The organism is Bowmanella dokdonensis (assembly GCF_017254865.1).
In the GTDB taxonomy this organism is placed as follows: domain Bacteria; phylum Pseudomonadota; class Gammaproteobacteria; order Enterobacterales; family Alteromonadaceae; genus Bowmanella; species Bowmanella dokdonensis.
Map to the genome: position 1 here is coordinate 193888 of NZ_JAFKCV010000001.1, position 22930 is coordinate 216817.

Annotated in this window: 25 protein-coding genes; 13 read left to right on the forward strand and 12 right to left on the reverse strand. The window is 56.3% G+C overall.

What is annotated here, in order from left to right:
• The gene (locus J0A66_RS00930) at positions 1-729 is read left to right on the forward strand and encodes a glycerophosphodiester phosphodiesterase (protein ID WP_206571892.1); all 729 of its coding nucleotides are present in this window, start codon (positions 1-3) and stop codon (positions 727-729) included.
• Here J0A66_RS00930 and J0A66_RS00935 read toward each other — a convergent pair.
• The 5 genes from J0A66_RS00935 to gpmM all read right to left on the reverse strand — a co-directional run bounded on the left by J0A66_RS00935 (position 726) and on the right by gpmM (position 5555).
• Complete coding sequence (locus J0A66_RS00935) at positions 726-1118, reverse strand: MerC domain-containing protein (RefSeq protein ID WP_206571893.1); 393 nt, start codon at positions 1116-1118, stop codon at positions 726-728. The genes J0A66_RS00930 and J0A66_RS00935 overlap by 4 nt on opposite strands.
• Before the next feature lie 95 nt (positions 1119-1213).
• On the reverse strand, positions 1214-2002 hold the full coding sequence (locus J0A66_RS00940) for an SDR family oxidoreductase (protein ID WP_206571894.1): 789 nt from the start codon (positions 2000-2002) through the stop codon (positions 1214-1216).
• 9 nt (positions 2003-2011) lie between these two features.
• Positions 2012-2770, reverse strand: a complete 759-nt coding sequence (locus J0A66_RS00945; protein ID WP_241263935.1) for a divergent polysaccharide deacetylase family protein — start codon at positions 2768-2770, stop codon at positions 2012-2014.
• Between the two features lie 98 nt (positions 2771-2868).
• Positions 2869-3966: a murein hydrolase activator EnvC family protein gene (locus tag J0A66_RS00950; protein ID WP_206571895.1), complete on the reverse strand. Its 1098-nt coding sequence runs from the start codon at positions 3964-3966 to the stop codon at positions 2869-2871.
• Between the two features lie 53 nt (positions 3967-4019).
• The gene (gpmM, locus tag J0A66_RS00955; RefSeq protein WP_206571896.1) at positions 4020-5555 is read right to left on the reverse strand and encodes a 2,3-bisphosphoglycerate-independent phosphoglycerate mutase; all 1536 of its coding nucleotides are present in this window, start codon (positions 5553-5555) and stop codon (positions 4020-4022) included.
• A 258-nt stretch (positions 5556-5813) separates the two neighbouring features.
• Between gpmM and J0A66_RS00960 the strand changes: the two genes are divergently transcribed.
• The 4 genes from J0A66_RS00960 to gpsA are packed head-to-tail and all read left to right on the forward strand — an operon-like array spanning position 5814 to position 8073.
• On the forward strand, positions 5814-6239 hold the full coding sequence (locus tag J0A66_RS00960; RefSeq protein ID WP_206571897.1) for a rhodanese-like domain-containing protein: 426 nt from the start codon (positions 5814-5816) through the stop codon (positions 6237-6239).
• Positions 6240-6268: 29 nt separating this feature from the next.
• Entirely contained in the window at positions 6269-6526 is a 258-nt protein-coding gene (gene grxC / locus J0A66_RS00965) for a glutaredoxin 3 (protein WP_206571898.1), read from the forward strand.
• Positions 6527-6550: 24 nt separating this feature from the next.
• The gene (gene secB, locus J0A66_RS00970) at positions 6551-7066 is read left to right on the forward strand and encodes a protein-export chaperone SecB (protein ID WP_206571899.1); all 516 of its coding nucleotides are present in this window, start codon (positions 6551-6553) and stop codon (positions 7064-7066) included.
• Entirely contained in the window at positions 7066-8073 is a 1008-nt protein-coding gene (gene gpsA, locus J0A66_RS00975; RefSeq protein WP_206571900.1) for an NAD(P)H-dependent glycerol-3-phosphate dehydrogenase, read from the forward strand. Before secB ends, gpsA begins: the two co-directional genes overlap by 1 nt.
• Positions 8074-8145: 72 nt before the next feature.
• Here gpsA and trmL read toward each other — a convergent pair whose 3' ends face one another.
• On the reverse strand, positions 8146-8610 hold the full coding sequence (gene trmL, locus J0A66_RS00980) for a tRNA (uridine(34)/cytosine(34)/5-carboxymethylaminomethyluridine(34)-2'-O)-methyltransferase TrmL (RefSeq protein WP_206572316.1): 465 nt from the start codon (positions 8608-8610) through the stop codon (positions 8146-8148).
• A 134-nt stretch (positions 8611-8744) separates the two neighbouring features.
• Here trmL and J0A66_RS00985 point away from each other — a divergent pair, with 134 nt between their 5' ends.
• Positions 8745-9659 carry a cation diffusion facilitator family transporter gene (locus J0A66_RS00985; RefSeq protein ID WP_206571901.1) on the forward strand — a complete coding sequence of 305 codons (915 nt, stop codon included), beginning with the start codon at positions 8745-8747 and terminating at the stop codon, positions 9657-9659.
• On the opposite strand, the gene J0A66_RS00990 is transcribed toward J0A66_RS00985, so the two are convergent.
• From J0A66_RS00990 to J0A66_RS01000, 3 genes are read right to left on the reverse strand one after another with little or no spacing between them, the layout of a single operon-like run.
• Positions 9622-10659: an alpha/beta fold hydrolase gene (locus tag J0A66_RS00990; RefSeq protein ID WP_241263936.1), complete on the reverse strand. Its 1038-nt coding sequence runs from the start codon at positions 10657-10659 to the stop codon at positions 9622-9624. The two genes, J0A66_RS00985 and J0A66_RS00990, sit on opposite strands and share 38 nt — an antisense overlap.
• The gene (locus J0A66_RS23665; protein WP_206571902.1) at positions 10659-12065 is read right to left on the reverse strand and encodes an ATP-binding protein; all 1407 of its coding nucleotides are present in this window, start codon (positions 12063-12065) and stop codon (positions 10659-10661) included. The genes J0A66_RS00990 and J0A66_RS23665 overlap by 1 nt, the downstream gene beginning before the upstream one ends.
• Positions 12062-12757: a response regulator gene (locus J0A66_RS01000; RefSeq protein WP_206571903.1), complete on the reverse strand. Its 696-nt coding sequence runs from the start codon at positions 12755-12757 to the stop codon at positions 12062-12064. Before J0A66_RS01000 ends, J0A66_RS23665 begins: the two co-directional genes overlap by 4 nt.
• Before the next feature lie 159 nt (positions 12758-12916).
• Here J0A66_RS01000 and J0A66_RS01005 point away from each other — a divergent pair, with 159 nt between their 5' ends.
• Complete coding sequence (locus J0A66_RS01005) at positions 12917-13687, forward strand: Spy/CpxP family protein refolding chaperone (protein WP_206571904.1); 771 nt, start codon at positions 12917-12919, stop codon at positions 13685-13687.
• On the opposite strand, the gene J0A66_RS01010 is transcribed toward J0A66_RS01005, so the two are convergent.
• The 3 genes from J0A66_RS01010 to argE are packed head-to-tail and all read right to left on the reverse strand — an operon-like array spanning position 13684 to position 15948.
• The gene (locus J0A66_RS01010) at positions 13684-14091 is read right to left on the reverse strand and encodes a methylglyoxal synthase (RefSeq protein WP_206571905.1); all 408 of its coding nucleotides are present in this window, start codon (positions 14089-14091) and stop codon (positions 13684-13686) included. The genes J0A66_RS01005 and J0A66_RS01010 overlap by 4 nt on opposite strands.
• A 12-nt stretch (positions 14092-14103) precedes the next feature.
• Positions 14104-14778 carry a hexitol phosphatase HxpB gene (gene hxpB / locus J0A66_RS01015; RefSeq protein WP_206571906.1) on the reverse strand — a complete coding sequence of 225 codons (675 nt, stop codon included), beginning with the start codon at positions 14776-14778 and terminating at the stop codon, positions 14104-14106.
• Between the two features lie 12 nt (positions 14779-14790).
• Positions 14791-15948, reverse strand: a complete 1158-nt coding sequence (argE, locus tag J0A66_RS01020; RefSeq protein ID WP_206571907.1) for an acetylornithine deacetylase — start codon at positions 15946-15948, stop codon at positions 14791-14793.
• Between the two features lie 239 nt (positions 15949-16187).
• Between argE and argC the strand changes: the two genes are divergently transcribed.
• Genes argC through argA form a run of 6 tightly spaced genes read left to right on the forward strand, consistent with a single transcriptional unit; the run spans position 16188 to position 22882 of the window.
• Positions 16188-17213: an N-acetyl-gamma-glutamyl-phosphate reductase gene (gene argC / locus J0A66_RS01025; RefSeq protein ID WP_206571908.1), complete on the forward strand. Its 1026-nt coding sequence runs from the start codon at positions 16188-16190 to the stop codon at positions 17211-17213.
• On the forward strand, positions 17210-17980 hold the full coding sequence (gene argB / locus J0A66_RS01030; protein WP_206571909.1) for an acetylglutamate kinase: 771 nt from the start codon (positions 17210-17212) through the stop codon (positions 17978-17980). Before argC ends, argB begins: the two co-directional genes overlap by 4 nt.
• 37 nt (positions 17981-18017) lie before the next feature.
• Positions 18018-18938 (forward strand): ornithine carbamoyltransferase, encoded by a 921-nt coding sequence (locus J0A66_RS01035; RefSeq protein WP_206571910.1) that lies wholly within the window; start codon positions 18018-18020, stop codon positions 18936-18938.
• Between the two features lie 14 nt (positions 18939-18952).
• On the forward strand, positions 18953-20170 hold the full coding sequence (locus J0A66_RS01040; protein WP_206571911.1) for an argininosuccinate synthase: 1218 nt from the start codon (positions 18953-18955) through the stop codon (positions 20168-20170).
• Complete coding sequence (argH, locus tag J0A66_RS01045; protein ID WP_206571912.1) at positions 20170-21558, forward strand: argininosuccinate lyase; 1389 nt, start codon at positions 20170-20172, stop codon at positions 21556-21558. The genes J0A66_RS01040 and argH overlap by 1 nt, the downstream gene beginning before the upstream one ends.
• A gap of 13 nt (positions 21559-21571) precedes the next feature.
• The gene (argA, locus tag J0A66_RS01050) at positions 21572-22882 is read left to right on the forward strand and encodes an amino-acid N-acetyltransferase (RefSeq protein ID WP_206571913.1); all 1311 of its coding nucleotides are present in this window, start codon (positions 21572-21574) and stop codon (positions 22880-22882) included.
• The last annotated feature ends 48 nt before the right edge of the window (positions 22883-22930 follow it).

Sequence of the window (22930 nt, forward strand, 5' to 3'; positions counted from 1 at the left end):
ATGCTAGTGATCGCTCATCGGGGAGCCAGTGCGGTGGCGCCCGAAAATACCCTGCTGGCAATGCAAATGGCCATCAATATGGGGGTGGACGGTATCGAGATCGACGTGCACGAAGTGGAAGATGAGCATCTGGTCATTCATGATCGCTGGCTGCATCGCACCACTCAGGTGCGCGGAAGATTGACAGACTTCAGTCTGGCCAGATTGCGTGAACTGGATGCTGGCCAGGGCCAGCGCATTCCCACCCTATGGGAAGTGATGCAGGAGGTGCGTGGACAGTGCTCACTGAATATCGAACTGAAGGGCGTCACCCATGTCATCCCGATCCTCAGGCTGCTGGACAAAGCGGTTCAGGAACTGGGTTTCGATTATTCCCAGTTGTTGTTGTCGTCCTTCAACCATCATCTGCTTTTCGAGATAAAACAGATACGTCCCGAATTGCTGACCGGTGCCCTTACGGCTTCCTGTCCTCTCGACTACGCAGCTTTTGCCCACACTTTGCAGGCCTTTTCTATTCATATCTATTTGGATTTTGTTAATCCGGCCTTTGTGGCTGACGCCAAGGACAAGGGCCTGCAGGTGTATGTCTATACGGTGGATGAAGTGGAAGATATGGATATGTTAAGGGCCTGGGGAGTGGACGGCATTTTTACCAACATGCCGGACAGGGCCATCGCGCATCTGCGACAGCCTGTTGTCACTCAGCCCCAGGTCCCCGAACAGCTCTAGTGGTCGTCGCACTGACGGCAGCTTTGGCAAAGCTTCAGGTTAATTACATGGGCGGCAATAATCAGTACAGCTCCCACGGCGATGGTGAAGGGCTCATACGCTTCGCCAAACATATCCTTGTTCCAGTAGATCAGTCCACCCAGTACCAGACTGTATAAGGGGTAAAGCTGACGGTGATAACGGTAGAAGCCGGACAGCAGGGCCCAGAAACCTATCATCAGGGAAACGGTGAGGATGCTGCGTTCAAACCAGCTGTCGGCGAAAAAGGTCGCGCCCACATAAGGCAGCAACGGAACCAGAATCGGCAGCAGCAGGCAATGCAGGGCACAGAGGCTGGAAGTCCAGATCCCCATTTTGTCCAACAGATTGTTTGTGTTGCTGCGAGCCATCATTACTCAGGTTTACCGTTAAGGAGAACGTTATAATATAACATTCTCAACAAATGGCAACCTAAGACTGTAAAAGTAACTTCTATCTCTTTGAATCAGCGTATATTTTTACCTGCTGCCAGGCGGGTAAACAGGGTCGGAAACCAGCGTTTGATAGTCGGCGCCCAGCCACTCAATCCTTTGCCAATGACCACCTCGTACTTTTCCCGCTGCATGGCCCTGACTATGGCTTCGGCACATTGGTATGGCGTAATGCCCGAGGCGATGGAGCGGGCAACCTTGCCAAACTTCTGGCCGTCTTCGGTCAGGGCATTAACTGAAATACTGGTTTGCACAAAGCCAGGACAGACATTCAGCACTTTGAGACCATGACGGGCTTCCTCGGCGCGCAGACAATCCATGTAGCCGATCAGGGCGTGCTTGGAGGCGGAGTAGCCGGACATGCTCTGACCACCAACCTTACCCGCCACACTGGCGATATTAACGACCATACCGCAGTTTTTCAGCAGGGCCGGCAGGGCCGCCTGGGTCAGGGCGATGGTACCGAAGTAGTTCACTTCCATTACCTGGCGTTGGACCGACAGCGCCGTGCTTCTGGCCAGCCCCCGCTGGGAGATACCGCCGTTATTGATCAGCACGTCCAGCCCAGCGGTGCCAAGGGTCTCGTCGCAAAGCCGGGGCAGGTTGTGAGGTACGGACAGATCCAGGGGCACTATTTGGTGCAGTTCTGAGTGGCTCAGGCTGTCCCGAAGCTGTTGCAGTTTGTCTTCAGAACGGGCGCTGAGGATCAACTGCGCCCCTGCCCGGTCAAGTTGCCGGGCCAGGGCCTCGCCTATGCCCATTGAGGCGCCGGTCAGCCAGATTCGTTTGCCTTGCAGGTCCATCAGGAATCCTTACTCCGTATGATTGGTGGAGACGGGCTGATCCGCCAGGGCCAGTGCCTTTTCCTGCATCAGTGCACTGATCGGAATAAGCCGGATGCCGTGGCCTGCCAGTTCTGGCAGCGCCTGGCGAAGAAACCTGAGGGTCTCTTCATAAGGATGGCCGATGCCCACAGCGTTGCGGTACTTTTTTGCGATACGGATCAGGCGGTTGAACTGCTGCCGCATATGGGCCTCGTCCTGGAAGTGATCCAGAAATACATGCCTGTGTGCGCTTGGCACCCCCTGCAGGGCGGCTATTTTTTCAGCCTTGCTGTAACGGGTGGTGCGGCTGTCGACAAAAAACATCTGCCGGGTCTGCAGAAAATTCATGGTAGTGCGCATGGGTGAACTGAGTTGGGTCAGCTTGGAGCCCATATGGTTGTTCAGGCCAATCGCATGGGGAACGGAGTTCAGGGCGAGCCCCAGCTCCTGAGTAATCGCCTGTTCCGTCATCTGCGCTGTCAGGGCACCCGGTCCCAACCGGTTTCCTGCCAGAGCTTCCATTGGCATATGCAGCATTACCTCCCGGTCCTGTTCTGACGCCCGGACGGAGTAGCGGGTGGAATAGGGAGTATGTGGCAGGATGGCGAAGGTGACTTGGGGAGGAAGAGCAAAGGCCGCCTCGTCCTGCTTGCGGTAGCCCATATCGTCAATAATCAGGGCAATATTGCCGGCTGTGGTCGAATTCGTGATCAGGCACAGCAGTATGGCTAAAAGAAAGTGTTTCAAGCGGGCAATTCTTATTCTCTATCTTTTTATCCTACCTAGGATGCCAGTTTTGCGCCCCATGTCCAAGCAGAGGGGGTATCCTAAGACAGTCTTGGGTATCAATCCTTTATCCATTGGGCCGGATTGATGGCATCACCCTTATGGCGCAGTTCAAAATACAGGGCGGGGCTGGACTGACCACCGCTTTGGCCCACCAGGGCTATCTCTTCCCCGGCTTCCACTTGCTCGCCTACGTCCTTGAGCAGAGCCTGGTTATAGCCATACAGGCTCATAAAACCATCGCCGTGATCCAGCACTGTGACCAGGCCAAACCCCCGCAACCAGTCTGCAAACAGGACCTTGCCATGGTGAATGGCCCGGACCGAATCGCCCAGACTGCCGTCAAACAACACGCCTTTCCATCGAATCTGCCCCTGACGTTTTTTGGCATACAGATCCCGCAGCCTGCCCCCGGTGGGGCGCAGAAGTTTGCCTTTGAGGCCGTCGAGGCCTTTGAGATCCTGAGGCTGACGGGCGGCCATTTCGGCGGCCCGCTGCAATGTCTGGATAAGATTCTGTTCGTTGATTTGCAACTGCTCAATCTGCGCTGCATCCGTGTCGATGCGACTCTCCAGTTCTTTAAGCGTCGCCTCTCGTTTATCCTGCTCTGATGCTACCAACTGGCGCTGGGCTTCCTGGACCTGCACCAGATTGGCCAGCTCCCGGCGTTTGCCTTCAAGGTCGGTCTCAACACTTTTAAGCTTGGTGACCAACTCGGTGAAGTGCTGGATTTGCTCCAGACGAGCCTGGTTAAGATAGCCGTAGTATCTGAGCATGCGCTCCAGTCTGGAGACATCCTCCTGATTGAGCAGCATCTTACTGAAATCATGCTGACCGGTCATATAGGCGCTGTGCAATTGATCGGCAAGGGCATCCTGCTGCTGTGAGATTTGCTGCCTGAGCTGCGCCTGCTCCCGTTGCAAGCGCTTCTGTTCCTGCTCGGTACTGTCCAGACGACGGCGGGTCTGCTTGAGATCCTTGATCAAAACAGCAATCTGCTTTTCGGCCTTTCTCAGGGTGTTTTCCAGTTCCTTGGCATTGGCCAGCTTAACGTCCAGGGCCTGCTGGCGTTCCCTTATTTGTGCCTGAAGGCTCTTGAGTTGCTCGTCAATCTGCTCCTGGGCGGACAGGGGCAGGCCAAGCAGGCACAGTAGCATCAGGCATGCAGGATGCCACCGGGAGTGCTTGGGTGCCAGGTTGGAGAACATAGTTAGTCAGACAGTTGCACAATGGGTTTACCGGTCATTTCTTCAGGCTGTTCCATGCCCATCAGATGCAACATGGTGGGCGCCACGTCGCTTAAGGTACCGCCGGACCTGGCTGTGGCCGGACGGCCCACATAAATGAAGGGCACGGGATCGCTGGTATGGGCCGTATGAGCCTGGCCCGACTGATGGTCTTTCATCTGTTCTGCATTACCGTGGTCGGCGGTAATCAGGCATTCTCCTCCTACCTGTTGTAAGGCATCCACTACCCGGCCAATGCAATGGTCCACGGCTTCACAGGCTTTGACGGCTGCCTCGAAGACGCCGGTGTGGCCGACCATATCGCCGTTGGGATAGTTACAGATAATGACATCGTACTTGCCCGACTCGATGGCCGCGACCAGTTTGTCTGTCAGTTCGGTGGAATTCATCTCCGGTTGCAGGTCGTAGGTGGCCACATCCGGAGAGGGCACCAGAATACGATCTTCTCCTTCGAACAGCTCCTCCCGGCCACCGCTGTAGAAAAAAGTCACATGGGCGTACTTTTCTGTCTCCGAGATACGCAGTTGGGTCTTGTTATGCTTGGCCAGCCACTCGCCCATCACATTGGTCAGCGGTTCGGGGGGGTAGGCGCAGTCGGTATCGATATCGGCCGAGTATTGAGTCAGCATCACGAAGCCGGACAGTGCAGGGATCTTCTGCCGCTGGAAACCATCAAAGTCCGCCTCCACGAAAGCCCGTGTGATCTGTCTGGCGCGATCGGCGCGGAAATTCATAAAAAAGACTGCATCACCGTCTTCAATGGTCACGGCTTCCCCGACCCGGGTGGGTTTAACGAACTCATCGTTTTCCTCCCTGTCATAGGCCGCTTCGAGACCCGCCACGGCACTGTCAGACTGGTAGGATGCCTTGCCCAGCGTCAGCAGATCATAAGCGGCCTGAACCCTGTCCCAACGATTGTCCCTGTCCATGGCATAGTAGCGACCCACCAGGCTGGCAGTTCTGCCTACACCCAGCTTTTCGAACAGGGCATCGGCCTTTTCCAGGGAAGCTTTGGCACTGCGAGGGGGGGTGTCGCGGCCATCCAGAAAGGCATGCAGATAAATTTGTTTGGCGCCCCGCTTGGCGGCCATTTCGATCATGGCCAGGATGTGATCTTCGTGGCTGTGGACGCCCCCGGGCGACATCAGTCCCATCAGGTGCACCGCTTTGCCCTTGGCAATGGCTTTGTCCAGATTGTCCACCAACACAGGATTGTCGAAGAAGTCGCCATCCTTAATCGCCTTGGTGATACGGGTGAAATCCTGATACACCACCCTGCCAGCGCCGAGATTGACATGGCCCACTTCGGAATTGCCCATCTGTCCCTCTGGCAGTCCCACGTCGAGTCCTGAGCCTGAAATCAATGTTTTGGGACAGGTTTTCCCCAGCTTGTCCAGCACTGGTGTATTGGCCTGCGCAATCGCATTGTCCTGCCTGTCTTCCCGATAGCCCCAGCCGTCCAGAATGATCAATACCAGGGGATGCTTTTGCTGACTCATGGGAAAACTCCTTGCTGAATAGGGATATTGTTGAATTCGGCGTCCTGAATGGTACGGGAGGCCAGCAGCCAATTCCAATAGTTAATAGCAATCGTCGCAATTCCAATAAGTTATTTATTAGTCACGAATTTTCTCCCGCCCTGAGGCGGGCACCAATCTGAGGCTGGTTTCTGCGCGCAGTTTCTATATACTTTGCACTCATTTTTTGCCTGCCTTCGGCGGCGGAATTCAGTTTGACGTACAAGGGCGAACGATTCTATGCAGCAGTTTATCGAATTTGTCGGTAATCATTATCTCCTGTCCAGCGCCTGGGCGGCACTGGCAGTTTTGCTGGTTTACAGCCTGGTCAGTGGCCGGTTTTCTCCTATCAAGGAACTGGGCACCCATGAAGTGACCATGTTGATGAATAAGCAGGATGCCCTGGTACTGGATATCCGTGCCCAGAATGAGTTCAAAAAGGGTCATATCCTGGGGGCGAAACAGATCGCCAGCGAGAAACTTAACAAAGGGGATTTCTCTTCCCTTGAAAACCATAAGAGCAAACCCATTATTGTGGTCTGTGCCATGGGCATGACGGCCAAGCGCACGGCAACGCAGTTGCTCAAGGCAGGGTTCAGCCAGGTGTCTGTCCTTAAGGGCGGCATGAATGCCTGGAGCAGCGCCAATCTGCCCATCGCCAAGTAGGTCGGCAGGGCAAAGTTGCAGAGAGACTTATGGCCAAGGTAGAGATTTATACCAAACAATATTGCCCCTATTGTGTCCGCGCCAAACAACTGCTGGACAGCAAAGGGGTCGCTTATCAGGAATATCCTGTCGATCGCCAGCCCGAACTGCGCGATGAGATGATCCAGAGGGCAAAGGGTGGCTACACTGTGCCACAGATTTTCATCAATATGTCCCATATCGGCGGCTGCGATGACATGCTGGCTCTGGAATCCCGGGGCAAGCTGGATGAATTACTGGCCGCTTAGGCCACAAACCACTTAGGAAAGAACATGACAGATGAAGTACAAGGCAACGGCGCAGACGTTGCAGCAAACGGTCAGGCCACGCAGCCTCAATTTGCCATTCAGCGTATCTACACCAAGGATATTTCTTTTGAGTCTCCGAACAGCCCGGCCATCTTCCAGAAAGAGTGGAAGCCGGAAGTGAAGATGGATATCGATACCCGTACCAGCAAACTGGACGACAACAATTACGAAGTCGTGCTGTCTGTCACTGTCACCGCCAAGGCGGGTGAAGAAACGGCCTTCCTGGTGGAAGTGCAACAGGCTGGTATCTTTACGGTGGCAGATATGGCCGATTCCCAGAAGGCTCATGTGTTGGGGTCTTTCTGCCCTAACACCCTGTTCCCCTATGCACGCGAATGTGTGTCCAATCTGGTGAACCGGGGCACGTTCCCGCAACTGAACCTGGCACCGGTAAACTTTGACGCCATCTTTGCCGCATATATGCAAAAGCGCGCCGAGAATGCCCAGGCTCAGCAGGCGGCACAAAGCCAAGAGGCCTGATGCAAGCTAATGTCCGGAGCATGACGGTACTGGGGGCGGGGTCGTATGGCACCGCCCTTGCTTTTTGTTTTGCCAGAAACGGGTTTCCCACCACCTTGTGGGGACGTGACCAGAAGCAGATGGCCAAAATGGCCAGAGACAGGGTCAACGAGCGTTACCTGCCGGGGGCGGCTTTTCCGGATGCCCTGCGCATCGAGGTGGATCTTGCCAAAGCCATTGCCGCCAGTCCCAATATTCTGGTAGTGGTACCGAGTCACGGGTTTGCCGCCATGCTCAAGCAGATCAAGCCCATGCTCAGCCCCGGGCATCGGGTACTTTGGGCCACAAAGGGACTGGAGCCTGATACCGGCTGCCTGTTGCAGGACGTGGCCCGTCGTATATTAGGCGACCAGATCTCCCTGGCTGTATTGTCTGGTCCCACCTTTGCCAAAGAGATGGCGGCGGGCCTGCCAACGGCTATTTCCCTGTCCTCTGCCGATGACAAGCTAATCGACGATATCGCCGATATGCTGCATTGCGGTAAGTCGCTGAGGGTGTACAAGAATAGTGATTTTATTGGCGTCCAATTGGGCGGCGCGGTAAAAAACGTCATCGCCATTGGTGCCGGACTGGCCGATGGCATCGGCTTTGGCGCCAACGCCCGCACAGCCCTGATTACCCGAGGCCTGGCTGAGCTGACCCGCCTGGGTGTTGCCATGGGCGCTGAAGCCAGCACCTTTATGGGCATGGCCGGCCTGGGCGATCTGGTCCTGACCTGCACGGACAACCAGTCCCGAAACCGGCGTTTTGGTCTGGCATTGGGCCAGGGTATGACAGTCCAGCAGGCCATGGACAGCATAGGGCAGGTGGTGGAAGGTTACCGCAACACCAAGGAAGTCTATCTGCTGGCCAAACGCCAGGGGGTCGAAATGCCTATCAGCGAACAGATCTATCAGGTGCTCTACGCGGGCAAGTCGCCCAAAGATGCGGCACTGGCCCTGCTGGGTCGGGAAAAAAAGTTCGAGTAAGAAAGTTGGCAGTTCTCAGTGAGGAGAAAATTTGACTTAAGCGATTGAACTGTAGAATTTTTCTGCCAACTTTTACAGAGCACCCTCAAAACCCAGTTGCCGCCAGGCTTCAAACACCATCACCGCTACCGCATTGGACAGGTTCATACTGCGGCTTTGTGCCAGCATGGGTATGCGCAGCCTCTGCTGGGGGGGCAAAGACTCGATAATCTCCATTGGCAAACCGCGGGTTTCTGGCCCAAAGAGTAAGGCATCCCCCCTGGAAAATGCCACCTGTGCATAGTGGACTTTGCCTTTGGTGGTGCAGGCGAACAGGCGCCGGGGCTCTACCTGCTCTAGGCAGCTCTGAAGACTGTCATGACGGCCCACCCGGGTAAACTCATGGTAGTCGAGACCCGCCCGGCGTAATCTCTTGTCATCCCAGGTAAAGCCCAGCGGACCAATAAGGTGCAGACGAAAGCCGGTATTGGCGCAAAGACGAATGATATTGCCTGTATTGGGCGGTATTTCCGGTTGATAGAGCAGGACGTCAAGCATGATAAACGAGGGTAACCGATTGAAGCCAAAGAATAACATCTTATACTAATCCGATTGGTATTAACTCCCCCACTGCATCGCAACGCATCTCCGGGTTATACTCTGATCAACAAAACAGGCAGCTATCCGGGTCAATGACAGCAAAAAAGAAAGATCAATACGGTTACTGGGTCAAGTTGGCCAGTTCTTTTACCCTGCTGGCGGCGATGAGCATGATCCTGGTCAAGACCTGGGCCTGGTATCGCACCGACTCTGCTGTGATGCTGGCCTCCCTGACCGACTCTTTTTTTGATGTGGCGGCTTCCCTGATTAACTTTTTTGTCCTTCGTTATGCGCTGATGCCGCCGGATGAGGACCACAAGTTTGGCCATGGCAAGGCTGAATCCCTGGCGGGCCTGGCCCAATCTGCCTTTATTTTCGGTTCTGCTCTGCTGCTGATATTACACAGTGTGGATCAACTGAAATACCCCACCGCCCTCAATCGCCCTGAGTTGGCGGTCTATGCGACGATTTTCAGTGTTTTTATGACACTGGTAATGGTGTCAGTGCAAAGGCTGGCCATCCGGCGGACCAATTCGGTGGCCCTGAAAGGAGATTCCCTGCACTATCAGTCAGATCTCTTGATGAACCTGGCCGTCTTGTTGGCGTTGTGGCTCAGCAGTCAGGGTTATCTGGCCATGGACGGCTGGTTTGCCATCGGCATAGCCCTGTACCTGATGTGGGGCGCGCGGGATATTGGATTGCAATCCATGGCAACCCTGATGGACAAAGAGCTGCCCGAAGAGTACAGCGCCCAGATCGAGGAAATCGTCAGGGCCGACCCCAGAGTGCATGGGGTGCATGATATCCGCACCCGTCAGTCGGGCCGGACCATTTTTATTCAGTTCCATCTGGAGCTGGATGACAATCTCAAGCTGGTGGACGCCCACGACATTACGGTCAAAGTGGAAGAGGCGGTCAGCCGGCAGATCCCGGAGGCCGAAGTGTTGATCCATCAGGATCCCATCTCGGTCACTCTGCCTGAAAAAAATCCAGTATCCGGGTCATAGCCTCGGTACGATAGGGGTCAGCCTCCATCAGTAACTCGTGCCTGGCTTTGGCTATTACCCGTAGCTGGCAGCGAGGCATCAGGGCGCAAAGATGATCCTGTCTGCCATTGTCCACCACAAGATCACCGCCAGCCTGCAGAACCAGAATCTCGGTTTGCAGTTCTGGGGCAAGATCTTCCAGCCTGTCCAGGGCATCCAGTGAAGCCTGCAACCAGTCGAAGGTCACCCCGCCCAATTGCAGGCGCGGGGTCTGTTCGTATTCGTCACGGAAGATCTGGTAACGGATTTTGCTGTGAGTCAGGGTATTGATGGCAAATGGCACCGCCAGATAATCCCCCTGGCCGATAAAATACCAGGGCCGTGACGCAAACCAGCGATTCAGGCTTTGTCCGGAGCTGACCAGGCCCCTGGCCAGCCACAAAGGGAGAGGGGACTTTATACCGTACATGGGAGAGCTGAACGCCGCCTTGCTGAAATCCTGCGGATAGGCTGACAGATACAGTGTGCCGATGGCGCTGCCCATGGAGTGACCCAGCAGAACGGGTTTATGCCGGCTGTTTGGCAGGACTATCTGGTCATAAAACTGCTTCAGATCCGCCACATAATCATCATAGTGGCGCACATAACCCTGATGGGCATGATCATTCATGCGTTCCGACAGGCCCTGCCCCCGGTGATCGAGAATAAACACCGAATAGCGGTTCTGGTAAAGATCGAACAGTATCTCCTTATACTTAAGGTAACCCTCAATCCTGCCGCTGCTGATCACTATGGTGCCCCGTGCCTCAGGATGCAGACTGTATGCATAGGCGATATCCAGTTCTTCCCGGCCCTTGAAGGTGCCGGTTTGAACCTGGTTGTGCCAGAAGCCCTGAATCAGGGTGGGATAGTTTTCCCTCAGGGTCTGTTCATCAGAAAAATAGTAGTCCATCGCCTGTACCGCGGAACAAAAGATTAACAGTACCAGAAGGGACAGGTGACGGGTCAATAATTGGAACATCAATCCGCGTCCCACTGGACAGATGCTAAATGAATGGCCACGCATAATCCCCCTTCTGCCCGGTTGCTGGCCACTATTGTGCCACCCTGGGAGGCAATGGCGCCAGCTGCGATGGCCAGCCCCAGTCCCGTGCCGCCGGTCTCACGATTGCGGGCGCTGGATACCCGATAGAAAGGATCGAACAGGCGCGACAACTGATCGTCCGCCACCCCTGGCCCGTCATCCAGAATACGAATAGCCAGTCCGTTGCCGGAGGCGGTAATTGTAAGCCCGATTCTCGCCCTTGCGTATTTAAGGGCATTGCGCAGCACATTCTCCAGGGCGCTGAGGAACAGACGAATGTCCACCCTGACCTTAATCTCACCCGGGTATTGGACGGTCAGTTCCTTGCCATAGGCCCGGGCTTCAAAGCGGATATCGTCACACAACTGACCCAGCAAAGCCTCCAGCGACTGGATCTCCCAGTGCAGGTGTTGCTGACCGCTATCCAGCCGGGCCAGGGTCAGCACATCTTCGAGCATCCGGTCGATTCGGCCGGCTTCCTGCTCTATCCGCAACAGGTGAACGGAGTCTTCGTTCCCTTCCTGCTGGGCAATACCTATGGCGACCTGCAGTCTGGCCAGGGGCGAGCGCAATTCATGGGAAATATCTGCCAGGATACGTTTCTGGCTGTCGACGAGCCGCTGCAACTGTTCGGCCATATGGTTAAATTCCCGTCCCAGTTGGCCCACTTCGTCCTGCCGGGAGGCTACCTTAACGGCCCTTGCCTGCAGATCGCCGCGGGCCATGGCGCGTGTAGCTTCACGCAAATTGCCGATGGGTCTTAGCAAAGACCAGGCGAGCAGGGCACAAAGCCCTGCGCTGGTGAGCAGTATCACTAACCCCATCAGCCAGGGTTGCTGGCGGGCAAACAAAAAGGGGCCTGGGGGTTTGAACCGGCCGACAAACAACAGATAGCGCTTATCTTCCAGGATCAGGGCCCGGGGCCCGGTAAACTGCCAGACTGGCCCGTCAATACTGAAAACGGCCTGCTGGTCCTGCAGGGCCCAAAATGGGGCAAGATCCAGTCTGTCTGAACCGGGAAAGCTCAACAGAGCCTTGCCGTCGACCGGGGAAAGCAGCATCAAACCCAGATGCTCGCGCATGCCGACACGCCGTAACAGCTCATCCAACTGGGCGGAATCATGGCGTCTGCGACCGGCCAGCCGTTGCAGCTTGTCGGCACTTTGCTGCAAACGTTCCTGTTGGAACTTTCTGGCAGGCTCGTAGCGGATCTGGTCAGTCATCTGCCGGGATATCCAGATGGTGGTGACCAGCATGATCACTGTCGTCAGCCAGAACCACAGAAATATCCTGCCAAACAGAGAGTTGAGCGGATTCAGCCGACTCAGCCAGGATCCCCTCACCGAATTTCCACCAGCATATACCCCGATCCCCGCAGGGTCCGGATGCGCTCCTTGGGCTGGACATCAGCCAGTTTGCGGCGCAGGTTGCTCACATGCATGTCGATGGAGCGATCAAAAGCCGATAGGCGCCTTCCCATGATCTTTTCGCTCAGATGCTGTTTGCTGACCAGTTTGCCCTGATTGGCCATCAGCAGATGCAGCATGGCAAACTCGGTGCCTGTCAGCGCCAGTTCCCGTCCCTGTACACTGGCTTTCTGGGTGGCGGGATCGAGCAACAGTTCATCGATCGCCAGACATTGCTGCTGGCTGCTGGCAGGGAGCAGTTCCATGCGCCGGCAGATGGCTTTGATCCGGGCTGACAGTTCACGACTGTTGAAGGGCTTGGGCAAATAGTCATCGGCGCCCAGCTCCAGGCCCAGGATACGGTCAAAATCGTCCCCCCGGGCGGTCAGCATCAGCACCGGTGTCAGATGGGTTCTGCGCAGGGTTTTGAGTACCTCAAACCCGTCCGTCTCAGGCAGCATTACATCCAGCAGGATCAAGTCGAAGTGCTGCCCGCCAGTGGCCAGATCCAGCCCGGCCGGGCCCGTATGGGCCATCGTCAGGCGGTAGCCCTGGGGCTCGAGGTAGTTCTTCAGCAACGCACTCAGTTCAGTGTCATCATCGATCAGAAGCAGGGATTTTTGGGCCATGGCTTGAAACTCGGTGGGGCATGACTGGATGCTAATCCCTGTGGCTGAATTGTCAAAGTCACAGCAGGGTTCATTTACACAAGCTTTACACTGCCTTTGCGTTACTTTGCATTGCAATGGTTAGACTCTTCCTGAACTCGTTGAATGACAGGAGCAAGTATGAAATCTCTGCAGAAGTCCCTCATGGCCCTGACCCTGGGCCTGATCCTGGTTGGGCCGGCCCAGGCCCACCCACCCCAAGATCCGGAAGGGATTCACAAGGTGCTGGAGCAACTCGACTTGTCCCGCCAGCAACGCCAGGATATCCGCCAGTTGCTCAAGCAACAAAGAGCACAGCGGCAGGCTTTAAAACCCGACCGGCAGGCGGAACATCAGGCAATCAGCCAACTGGTGCAGGCCCAAAGCTGGGATCCTGACCAAGCCACCCTATTGTTGCAGCGGACACAGCAAGACAGGCGTCAGGCAATGTGGCAAAAGGCATTGTTGCAGCAACAGATCTGGAATCTGCTCAATGCCGGGCAGCAGCAGGCCTGGCAGGCCCAGGTACAATCCCTTGCTCCCCGCACAAGCCGGCAGGTGCATCGGGAACACATGATTGACAGACTAAAACTGAATGACGATCAGCAACAGGCCCTGGCCGCCCTGCAGGCCGAACAGGAGGTACAGCGGCAGCAGAAACAGGCCAACCATCTGGCTTTCAGAACCGCTCAACTGGCCTTGTTGCAACAAGGGGAATTCAGCGAAGCAAGCTGGAATGCATTATACAGCCGCCATGAGGACGGGTTTCTCAGCTCGGCAGTGCAGGAACTGGCTTTTCGCCATCAGTTTTATCAACTACTCAATGACGAGCAGCGTGAGCAGTTGGCTCAGCACAGGGAGAGAATGCAGGGGCGTGGCCACAAAGGCGGCCACCCAGCCCGACGGGGCTAATAAACCGGGATCTTGCGATACTGGTTGGGGTCATCAAACCTGGGTGAACTGATGATCAGATCCGCGGTGGCCTCATTGCAGGCCACCGGCACATTCCATACTGAGCATAGCCTGAGCAGGGCTTTGACATCCGGGTCGTGGGGGGCGGGATTGAGTGGATCCCAGAAAAAGAACAGGGCATCCAGGGAGCCTTCAGCAATCAGGGCGCCAATTTGCTGATCGCCACCCAGCGGGCCGCTTTTGTACTTCAGTACCGGCAGATCCAGGGCTTCGCTTAGCAAGCCGCCGGTGGTGCCGGTTGCCACCAGTTTGTATTTTGCCAGTATGGTTTTGTGGGCCTTGGCCCAGTCGATCAGTTCCGGCTTTTTGTGATCATGGGCGACAAGCGCCAGGGTCTTTTTCATGTTGTCCTCCGCTCAGGGTTGCAACTTAAGGGTTCTGCCGTTCAGCCAGGGCAGTTGCAGGGCCTGCTCCAGGCTGTGCAGGACCTTGTCGGCGATAACAAATTCCCGCCTGTTGATGCCCGGCTCAGGTACCGCCACCGTATACAGACCTGCTGCTTTGGCGGACTGCACCCCCCGTAAGGAGTCTTCGAATGCCACACACTGACCGGCCTTCAGGTCCAGGCGCCGCAGGGCCCCCAGATAAACGGCCGGGTCAGGTTTTCCGGCGGCTTCGTGCTGTGCCGAGTGATACAGGCTGAAATAGGGCTTGAGAGCGAGCCGCTCGACCACCGCCTCGATCAGCCGGTCCACGGATCCTGAAGCAATTGCCAGGGTCAGACCCGCCTGCCGGCAATGTTCCAGCAGGGCATACACACCGGGCAGGGGCTCGCCTTCTTCTCGTATCATTTCCACCATCCGGTCTTCCAGCCTGCCGGCAACCTCCCCGATATCCCCACGGTCGCAGTCAAAATGCCGGTACCAGTATTCCACCACCTCGCGGGTACTGAGCCCCATGGTCTCAAAGCACATGTCCTCGGTCAGGTTGATGCCCACCGTGGCAAAGATCTCCTGTTCGGCCAGCCGCCAGAGGGGTTCAGAATCAATCAGCAGGCCATCCATATCGAAAATTACTGCTTCTGTCGGCAAATCCCTCTCCACTTAGTGACCCTGTGTCAGGCAAACCTGGTTAATCATCTGCCTCAACAGCCTCAATGTAGGCTGCACATAAGACAGGTCGATATACTCATCCGGTTGATGGGCCTGCTCTATGCTACCGGGCCCCAGTACCAGAGTGTCGCAGCCCAGTTGGCTGATAAAGGGGGCCTCGGTGCAATAGTTGGCGCTGGTGGCAGCGTGGCCGGTCAATTCTTCGACCAGCGAGAATAACCGGGTTTGCTGCTGGCTGGCAAATGCCGGCACCGTGTCATACATCAGGGTGCGGCTCAGCCTGCCGGGATAGGCTTTACCAAGTGGCGCCAGCGCCTCATCGATGCGGCGGATGGCGTCATCGTCGGCAAGGGCGGGCACCGCACGCAAGTCAAAGTTCAGTCGGCAGTGGCCGCAGATGCGGTTCTCGCCGTCGCCACCGTGAATATGGCCCAGGTTCATGGTGGTCTGGGGCACGGAAAACTGATCGTCCCGGTACTGAACGGCCAGTTGCTGTTTGAGCTTTAGCAGTTCTTCCATGGCCTGAACCATGATTTCAATGGCGTTGACCCCACGATCAGGATCGCTGGAATGACCCGCCTGGCCCTGGATGTCGAGGCTGTGGGCCATATGTCCCTTGTGCTTATGGATAGGTCGGAGGGCGGTGGGTTCACCGATAATGGCCATATCCGGCTTGATCAGGTTCTGCCGGGCAAAAAAGCGCGCCCCGGCCATGGAGGTCTCTTCATCTGCGGTGGCCAGGATATACAAGGGTTTTCGCAGATTGCCCAGGGGCATCTCCTTAAGCGCCTCAAGCACAAAGGCGAAGAAGCCTTTCATGTCACAGGTGCCCAGACCATACAGGCGCTGATCCTTCTCCGTCAGTTTAAAGGGATCATGCTGCCAGCGCCCTTCGTCGTAGGGAACGGTATCGGAATGACCGGCCAGCAACAGGCCCCCCTCACCGCTGCCCAGCCTGGCCAGCAGGTTGAACTTGGCCCTGGCTCCGGGTACAGGTTGAATACTTATTGAGAAGCCGAAATCTTCCAGCCAGGTCCCGAGGTGCTGCAGCAGCGGCAGGTTGGTCTGATCCCACTTTTCGTCTACCGCACTGATAGTTGGGATGGCAATGATCTGTTTGTAGAAATCCAGGAAAGGCAGGGTTTTCATAAATTATTCACAAAATAAATATGCTGAAATATTGAATAAATATCTAACCAGTGGCAGAGTATCACACAGTTGTTACTTTAGTTCATCTCGTTGACCCAATGCAGCAGTTTTTAAATACACAGAATTTTTCCCTGCCAGAGCGACGAAGCTAGCTGTTTGTCCTGGCGGGTCCTCCGCCACGGACCTCTTTCTCCATACGCTACACTAATAGTTTTAACCGACATAGAAGCCACAGGATTATGATCAAAACAGCTATTGTGGGTGCCAGTGGTTACGCAGGGGCTGAACTGGCCGCCATGCTCGCCCGACATCCTGAGTTTGAGTTATCGACGCTGTACGTGTCAGCAGGCAGCCAGGACGCCAACAAATCCCTCAGCGAGCTTTACGGCCGCTATGCCGGTCTGTTGGATTATCCGCTGATTCCTCTGGATGAACAGCAACTGTCTGAACTGGGCCACAAGTTTGAACTGGTTTTCCTGGCCACCCCCCATGAAGCCAGCCACGACTGGATGCCTCAGCTGGTCGGCAAACAGGCGGTGGTTATGGATCTGTCCGGGGCCTTCCGTATTAAGGACCAAGCGGTTTTCGCCCGCTATTACGGATTCGAGCATCATCAACCCGGTCTGTTGAAGACAGCCGTTTACGGCCTGGCGGACTGGAACATGGCGCAAATCCGCGAAGCCGATCTGGTTGCCGTGCCGGGCTGCTACCCGACAGCCTCCCTGACGGCGCTCAAACCCCTGCATGAGGCGGACCTGCTCGATGGCGCCCAATGGCCGGTCATCAACGCCGTTTCCGGGGTCAGTGGCGCCGGACGCAAGGCTGCCCTGAACAGCAGCTTTTGTGAGGTCAGCCTGCAGGCTTACGGTGTGCTGGGCCACCGGCATCAGCCGGAAATCGCCAGCCACCTGGGCAGAGAGGTGATCTTTACGCCCCATCTGGGCAATTTCAAACGGGGTATTCTGGCCACTATCACCTGTAAGATGAAAGACGGCGTCCGGTTACAGGATGTACAGGCTGCCTATGAGCAGGCTTACGCTCACAATCCCCTGATTCGTCTGCGTAAAAGCTGGCCGAAAATCGACGAAGTGGCCGGCACAAACTTTGTGGATCTTTACTGGAAGCTGGACGAAACCTCCGGACATCTGGTGGTCACCAGTGCCATCGACAATCTGTTAAAAGGCGCCGCCGGACAGGCATTGCAATGCGCCAACCTGAGATTCGGCTTCTCCGCCGCGTTGGGGCTGATGGAGGAAAGGCAATGAAACCCCTGATTGTTAAGGTAGGCGGTGCCTTTATCGGCGATGCCGACGCCGCCCGTTTGCTGCTGGACGTGATCAGGCAACTGGCCAACAAGCGTCCGGTTGTGCTGGTGCATGGTGGCGGCCCGATAGTCGAACAGTGGATGCAGGCGCTGAAACTCAAGACGGTCAAGATCGACGGCCTGCGCGTCACCACGCAGGAGCAGATGCCCTATATTGTCGGTGCCCTGGCCGGCACTGCCAACAAACAGCTGGTAGCCCAGGCTATTGCCGTGGGCATGAATCCCGTTGGCCTGGCGCTCACCGATGGCGCCATGGTCAGGTGCCAGGCGATGGACGCCAAATATGGGGCGGTGGGATCCGTCTCGCCCAATCAGGCGACGCTGCTAACGGTGCTGTTGAGCGAGAACTTTTTGCCGGTCATCAGCTCCATCGGTGCCGATGAGGGCGGCAACCTGCTGAATGTGAATGCCGATCAGGCCGCCACGGTCATTGCCCAGCTTCTGCATGGCGAACTGCTGCTGTTGTCGGACGTACCCGGCGTGCTGGATGCAGATAAGCGGCTGCTGGCCGAATTGTATCCGTCGCAGATCGCCAGGCTGATTGAACAGCAGGTCATCCGCGATGGCATGGTGGTCAAGGTCGAAGCGGCCATGACAGCGGCCAGCAGCATCGGACAGCCGGTCACCATCGCCAGTTGGAAAGAACCGGAGGCACTGCTGCGCCTGATAGACAATCAGTCTGCGGGTACCCGTATCTATCCCGAATAACCTGAACCGGCCACTGGCCTATATTGTGGAGACCCTGATGAAGAAGGATCTGTTGACTTTCTGTGACTGGCCCCAAGCCGAGCTGCAGGCCCTGTTGGAGCTGGCCTTGCGGGTTAAGCAAAAACCGCAGGATTATGGGCGGACGCTAGAGGGCAAGTCCGTCGTGGCCTTGTTCGAAAAACCTTCCCTGCGGACCCGGGTCAGTTTTGACATAGGCATCAACAGGTTAGGTGGCCATATGGTCTACCTGGACAGCCAGGCCGGTAAATTGTCGGGACGCGAAGCAGCCCATGACATGGGGGCCAACCTCGCATGCTGGGCTGACGCTATCGTCGCCAGGGTTTACAGCCATAAAACCCTGGAACAAATGGCGGAGACCGCCAGGGTGCCTGTTATCAATGCACTTTGTGATCTGTACCATCCCTGTCAGGCGCTGGCCGATTATCTGACCCTCAAGGAAGTCTACAACGAGGTGCAAGAGCCCGTCCTGGCCTATGTAGGCGATGGCAACAATGTCACGCATTCGCTATTGTTGTTGGGCGCCATCCTGGGTACAGAAGTCCGGGTCATCACGCCAAAAGGTCATGAGATTGCTGCCTGGATCCGCGACAAGGCCGAGAACCTGGCCAGCCAGAACGGTGGCCGGCTGGTCTTCAGCCAGGATCTGGCGGCGGCTGAAGGGGCCGATGTACTCTATACCGATACCTGGGTCTCCATGGGTGACAAGACGCCCATAGAGCAGGCCAGGGAAGTGTTTATGCCCTATCAGTTGAACAGGGCTCTGATGGAAAGAACCGGCGCCGGGCATGTAATGCACTGTCAGCCGGCACACAGGGATTTGGAAATTACCAGTGAACTCATTGACAGTGAATGCTCACTTCTTCTGCGGCAAGCGGAAAACAGGATGCATGCACAGAATGCCATATTAATCAGCCTGCTTGGCCAACCCGCCAGCTAGGCAAAGGAGAAAAGATGTCGAAGCCGCAAATCAATAAAGTCGTTCTGGCCTATTCGGGTGGATTGGATACCTCGGCCATCATCCCCTGGCTGAAAGAGAACTATGATTGCGAAGTGGTGGCCTTTGCCGCAGATGTGGGACAAGGGGATGAAGAACTGGAAGGCCTGGAACAGAAAGCGCTGCGTACCGGCGCCAGCGAATGTCATATCATGGATCTGAAGGAAGACTTCGTCAGCGACTATATCTATCCCACTGTCATGACCGGGGCGGTCTACGAAGGCCAGTATCTGCTGGGCACCTCTATGGCCAGACCCATTATCGCCAAGGCCCAGGTGGAGGTGGCCCGCAAAGTGGGCGCCGATGCCTTGTGCCACGGCTGTACGGGCAAAGGCAACGATCAGGTGCGTTTCGAGGGGGCTTTTGCCGCCCTGGCTCCTGATCTGAAAGTCATTGCGCCCTGGCGTGAGTGGGACATGCATTCCCGCGAGGATCTGCTCGACTATCTGGCCAAGCGCAAGATTGAAACCAGTGCCTCGGCTACCAAGATCTACAGCCGCGACGCCAACGCCTGGCATATTTCACACGAAGGCGGTGAGCTGGAAGATCCCTGGTGCGAGCCTTCCAAACAGGTTTGGACCCTGACGGTGGATCCGGAGGATGCTCCTGAACGGGCCGATCGTGTCCAATTGAGTTTTGATCAGGGCCGTCTGGTGGCGGTTAATGGTGACAGACTGAGCCCCTACCAGGCGCTGGTAGAGTTGAACAAACTGGCGGCAGCCCATGGCGTGGGCAGACTGGACATAGTGGAAAACCGCCTGGTGGGCATGAAGTCCCGCGGTTGTTACGAAACGCCCGGAGGCACAGTGCTGATGGCGGCGTTCAAGGCCCTGGAGCATCTGGTGCTGGACAAGACTTCATTGAAGTTCCGTGAGCAGCTGGGCCTGGAGTTTTCCCATCTGGTGTACGACGGACGCTGGTTCACCCCTCTGCGTGAATCCATCCTGGCCGGTGCCGAAGCTTTTGCTCGTCAGATTACCGGGGATGTGGTGGTCAAGCTCTACAAAGGACAGGCCACTGTGGTGCAGCGCCGTTCGCCCAATTCTCTGTACTCAGAAGACTTTGCCACCTTTGGTGCCGACGATGTCTATGATCAGAGTCACGCCGAAGGCTTTATCCGCCTGTACAGCCTGTCAAGCCGCATCAAGGCCCTTAAAGAGAAGGGCAACAACTGATGGCGCTCTGGGGAGGACGTTTCCAGGGCGGCAGCAGTCAGATGTTCCGGCAGGTGAATGATTCGCTGCCTTTCGATCAGATTCTGGCCAGCCAGGATATTCGTGGATCCATCATCTGGTCCCGGGCCATTGCCAGGGCAGGCGTACTGAGCGACGAAGAACAGGCCCGCATGGAGCGGGCCCTCAAAGGTCTGCTGGTGCGCGCCGAAGCCGGCGAACTGGATTTTGCCGGCAGTCAGGAAGAAGATATTCACAGTTTTGTGGAAGCAGCACTGATCGACGAGCTGGGCGATCTGGCCCGCAAGCTCCACACTGGTCGCAGCCGCAATGATCAGGTGGCCACCGACTTCCGGCTGTGGGTTAAGGAGCATTGTGCACAATTGCAGCAGGACCTGCGCCAGTTGCACCGCAGCCTGGTGAAATCCGCGGAACGTCATCAGCAGGTGATTCTGCCCGGCTATACCCATTTACAACGTGCCCAGCCCCTTCGCTATCCCCACTGGTGCCTGGCCTATGTGGAGATGTTTAAGCGCGATATGGGCCGCCTTGACGATCTGATGCGCCGCATGGACCAGTGTCCGCTGGGCAGTGGCGCCCTGGCGGGTACGACTTATGCCATCGACAGACAGGAAATCGCCGAACAGCTTGGCTTTGCTTCACCCTGTCTGAACAGCCTGGATGCCGTCTCAGACCGTGACTACGTACTGGAGCTGCTGTTCTGCGCCAGCACCAGCATGATGCATCTGTCGCGGATGGCCGAAGACATGATCTTCTTCAACTCGGGCGAGGCCGGATTCCTGCGCCTGGGGGACCAGGTGACATCGGGCTCCTCCTTAATGCCGCAGAAGAAAAATCCCGATGCCCTTGAGCTGATTCGTGGCAAGTGCGGACGGGTATTCGGAAGTCTCCAGGGACTGCTGGTCACCATGAAAGGCCTGCCGCTGGCGTACAACAAGGATATGCAGGAGGACAAGGAAGGTGCCTTCGATGCGGTCAACCAGTGGCATATCTGTCTGATGATCGCCTGCGAAGTGGTAGACAGTGTTGAACTGGATGCGGCCCGCTGCGCACAGGCGGCCCAGCAGGGGTATGCCAATGCCACGGAACTGGCCGATTACCTGGTTGGCAAGGGGGTACCGTTTCGCACCGCCCATGATATATCCGGCCAGGTGGTGTTGGCGGCGCTGGCAGAAGGTAAAGCCATTGAAGAGTTGCCCCTTGAACAATTGCGCGGGTTTTCGGATCTGATCGAAGAAGACGTATATCAGGTATTGCAACTGGAGTACCTGGTGGACAAGCGCAATGTCCTGGGTGGGACTGGCAAGGCACCCGTCACTGCCGCGTTGCAACAGGAGCTGGCCAGTATTGACATTAAGCAGAACCCATAAGGGAGGAACAGGCATGGTTCTATCTGTGAACGACAGCGTCAAGCTGTTCCGCAATTCGGCCCCCTATATCAACTCGCACCGGGGCAAGACCTTTGTGCTGATGTTTGGCGGCGAGGCCGTCGAAGAAGCCCACTTTGCCAATATCATCAGCGACATCGCGCTATTGAACAGTCTGGGCGTACGACTGGTGCTGGTGCATGGGGCCAGACCGCAGATTGACCAGCGCGAGGCCCTGCGCAACAGGCCACTGAGATTTCACAACGAGATCCGCATTACGGACAAGGAAACCATCGAATCGGTTAAAGACGCCGCTGGATCTGTTCGCTCCCAGGTGGAAGCCCTGCTGACCATGGGCCTGGCCAATTCGCCCATGCACGGCGCCCAGATCCGGGTTTGTTCCGGCAATCTGGTGGTGGCCATGCCCATTGGCGTAAAGGGTGGGGTGGATTACGAGCTGACCGGTCTGGTCAGACGCATTGACGTCAACGGTCTGAATGACCATCTCAATGACGGCTCCATCGTCCTGCTCGGCCCTATGGGATATTCGTCCACCGGTGAAGTGTTTAACCTGTCCCATGAGGATGTGGCGACCCAGACCGCTATCCAGCTCAAAGCCGACAAACTGATTATTTTTACCGAAGCCGAAGGCCTGCTCAATGAGGAAGGGGCCCTGGTGCGCAACCTGGACAGGCGCAGACTGCAGGCCATGCTGGACAACCCCCACTACCGGCCCCAGGCCAATGTGCTCAATGCCATCGCCAACAGCCTGGACGCCGGGGTAGGACGTTGTCATTGCGTCAGTTATCGCCAGGATGGCGCGCTGTTGCAGGAATTGTTTACCCGGGACGGGGCGGGTACGCTGATTTCACAGGTGTATTACGAGCAGTTGCGCCAGGCCAATATTGAAGATGTGGGCGGTATATTGCAACTGATCAACCCACTGGAGGAAAAAGGGGTATTGGTCAAGCGTTCCAGGGAGTTGCTGGAAAGCGAAATCCACAAGTTTACCGTGATTGAGCGGGATGGCATGGTCATCGCCTGTGCGGCCCTTTATCCCTACGTGGATGAAGGCATGGGCGAGCTGGCCTGTGTGGTGACCCACAAGGATTATCAGGGATCCAATCGCGGTGAGCGGATGATGAATGAGATAATCGCACAGGCCAAGTCGCTGGGCCTGCAGAAGATCTTTGTGCTGACCACCGTGACCGGCCACTGGTTCCGGGAGCAGGGCTTTCTGCCTTCCACGGTGGACGAACTGCCCGAGGGCAAGAAACGCCTGTACAACTACCAGCGAAATTCCAAAGTGCTGATCATGAACATCTGACAAAGCGTTGAGGCCAGTGGGAGGCACCGCTCTCCTGCCGGCATTTCC

Coding starts and splice junctions, on each gene's coding strand:
- J0A66_RS00985 (WP_206571901.1), top strand. CDS start 8,745: ATGACAGCAAAAAAGAAAGATCAATACGGTTACTGGGTCAAGTTGGCC.
- J0A66_RS01035 (WP_206571910.1), top strand. CDS start 18,018: ATGAAGAAGGATCTGTTGACTTTCTGTGACTGGCCCCAAGCCGAGCTG.
- argH (WP_206571912.1), top strand. CDS start 20,170: ATGGCGCTCTGGGGAGGACGTTTCCAGGGCGGCAGCAGTCAGATGTTC.
- J0A66_RS00960 (WP_206571897.1), top strand. CDS start 5,814: ATGCAGCAGTTTATCGAATTTGTCGGTAATCATTATCTCCTGTCCAGC.
- J0A66_RS00935 (WP_206571893.1), bottom strand. CDS start 1,118: ATGGCTCGCAGCAACACAAACAATCTGTTGGACAAAATGGGGATCTGG.
- J0A66_RS01005 (WP_206571904.1), top strand. CDS start 12,917: ATGAAATCTCTGCAGAAGTCCCTCATGGCCCTGACCCTGGGCCTGATC.
- J0A66_RS00990 (WP_241263936.1), bottom strand. CDS start 10,659: ATGTTCCAATTATTGACCCGTCACCTGTCCCTTCTGGTACTGTTAATC.
- gpsA (WP_206571900.1), top strand. CDS start 7,066: ATGCAAGCTAATGTCCGGAGCATGACGGTACTGGGGGCGGGGTCGTAT.
- J0A66_RS00950 (WP_206571895.1), bottom strand. CDS start 3,966: ATGCTACTGTGCCTGCTTGGCCTGCCCCTGTCCGCCCAGGAGCAGATT.
- argA (WP_206571913.1), top strand. CDS start 21,572: ATGGTTCTATCTGTGAACGACAGCGTCAAGCTGTTCCGCAATTCGGCC.
- J0A66_RS01000 (WP_206571903.1), bottom strand. CDS start 12,757: ATGGCCCAAAAATCCCTGCTTCTGATCGATGATGACACTGAACTGAGT.
- gpmM (WP_206571896.1), bottom strand. CDS start 5,555: ATGAGTCAGCAAAAGCATCCCCTGGTATTGATCATTCTGGACGGCTGG.
- argC (WP_206571908.1), top strand. CDS start 16,188: ATGATCAAAACAGCTATTGTGGGTGCCAGTGGTTACGCAGGGGCTGAA.
- trmL (WP_206572316.1), bottom strand. CDS start 8,610: ATGCTTGACGTCCTGCTCTATCAACCGGAAATACCGCCCAATACAGGC.
- argB (WP_206571909.1), top strand. CDS start 17,210: ATGAAACCCCTGATTGTTAAGGTAGGCGGTGCCTTTATCGGCGATGCC.
- secB (WP_206571899.1), top strand. CDS start 6,551: ATGACAGATGAAGTACAAGGCAACGGCGCAGACGTTGCAGCAAACGGT.
- J0A66_RS00930 (WP_206571892.1), top strand. CDS start 1: ATGCTAGTGATCGCTCATCGGGGAGCCAGTGCGGTGGCGCCCGAAAAT.
- J0A66_RS01040 (WP_206571911.1), top strand. CDS start 18,953: ATGTCGAAGCCGCAAATCAATAAAGTCGTTCTGGCCTATTCGGGTGGA.
- J0A66_RS00940 (WP_206571894.1), bottom strand. CDS start 2,002: ATGGACCTGCAAGGCAAACGAATCTGGCTGACCGGCGCCTCAATGGGC.
- J0A66_RS01010 (WP_206571905.1), bottom strand. CDS start 14,091: ATGAAAAAGACCCTGGCGCTTGTCGCCCATGATCACAAAAAGCCGGAA.
- grxC (WP_206571898.1), top strand. CDS start 6,269: ATGGCCAAGGTAGAGATTTATACCAAACAATATTGCCCCTATTGTGTC.
- argE (WP_206571907.1), bottom strand. CDS start 15,948: ATGAAAACCCTGCCTTTCCTGGATTTCTACAAACAGATCATTGCCATC.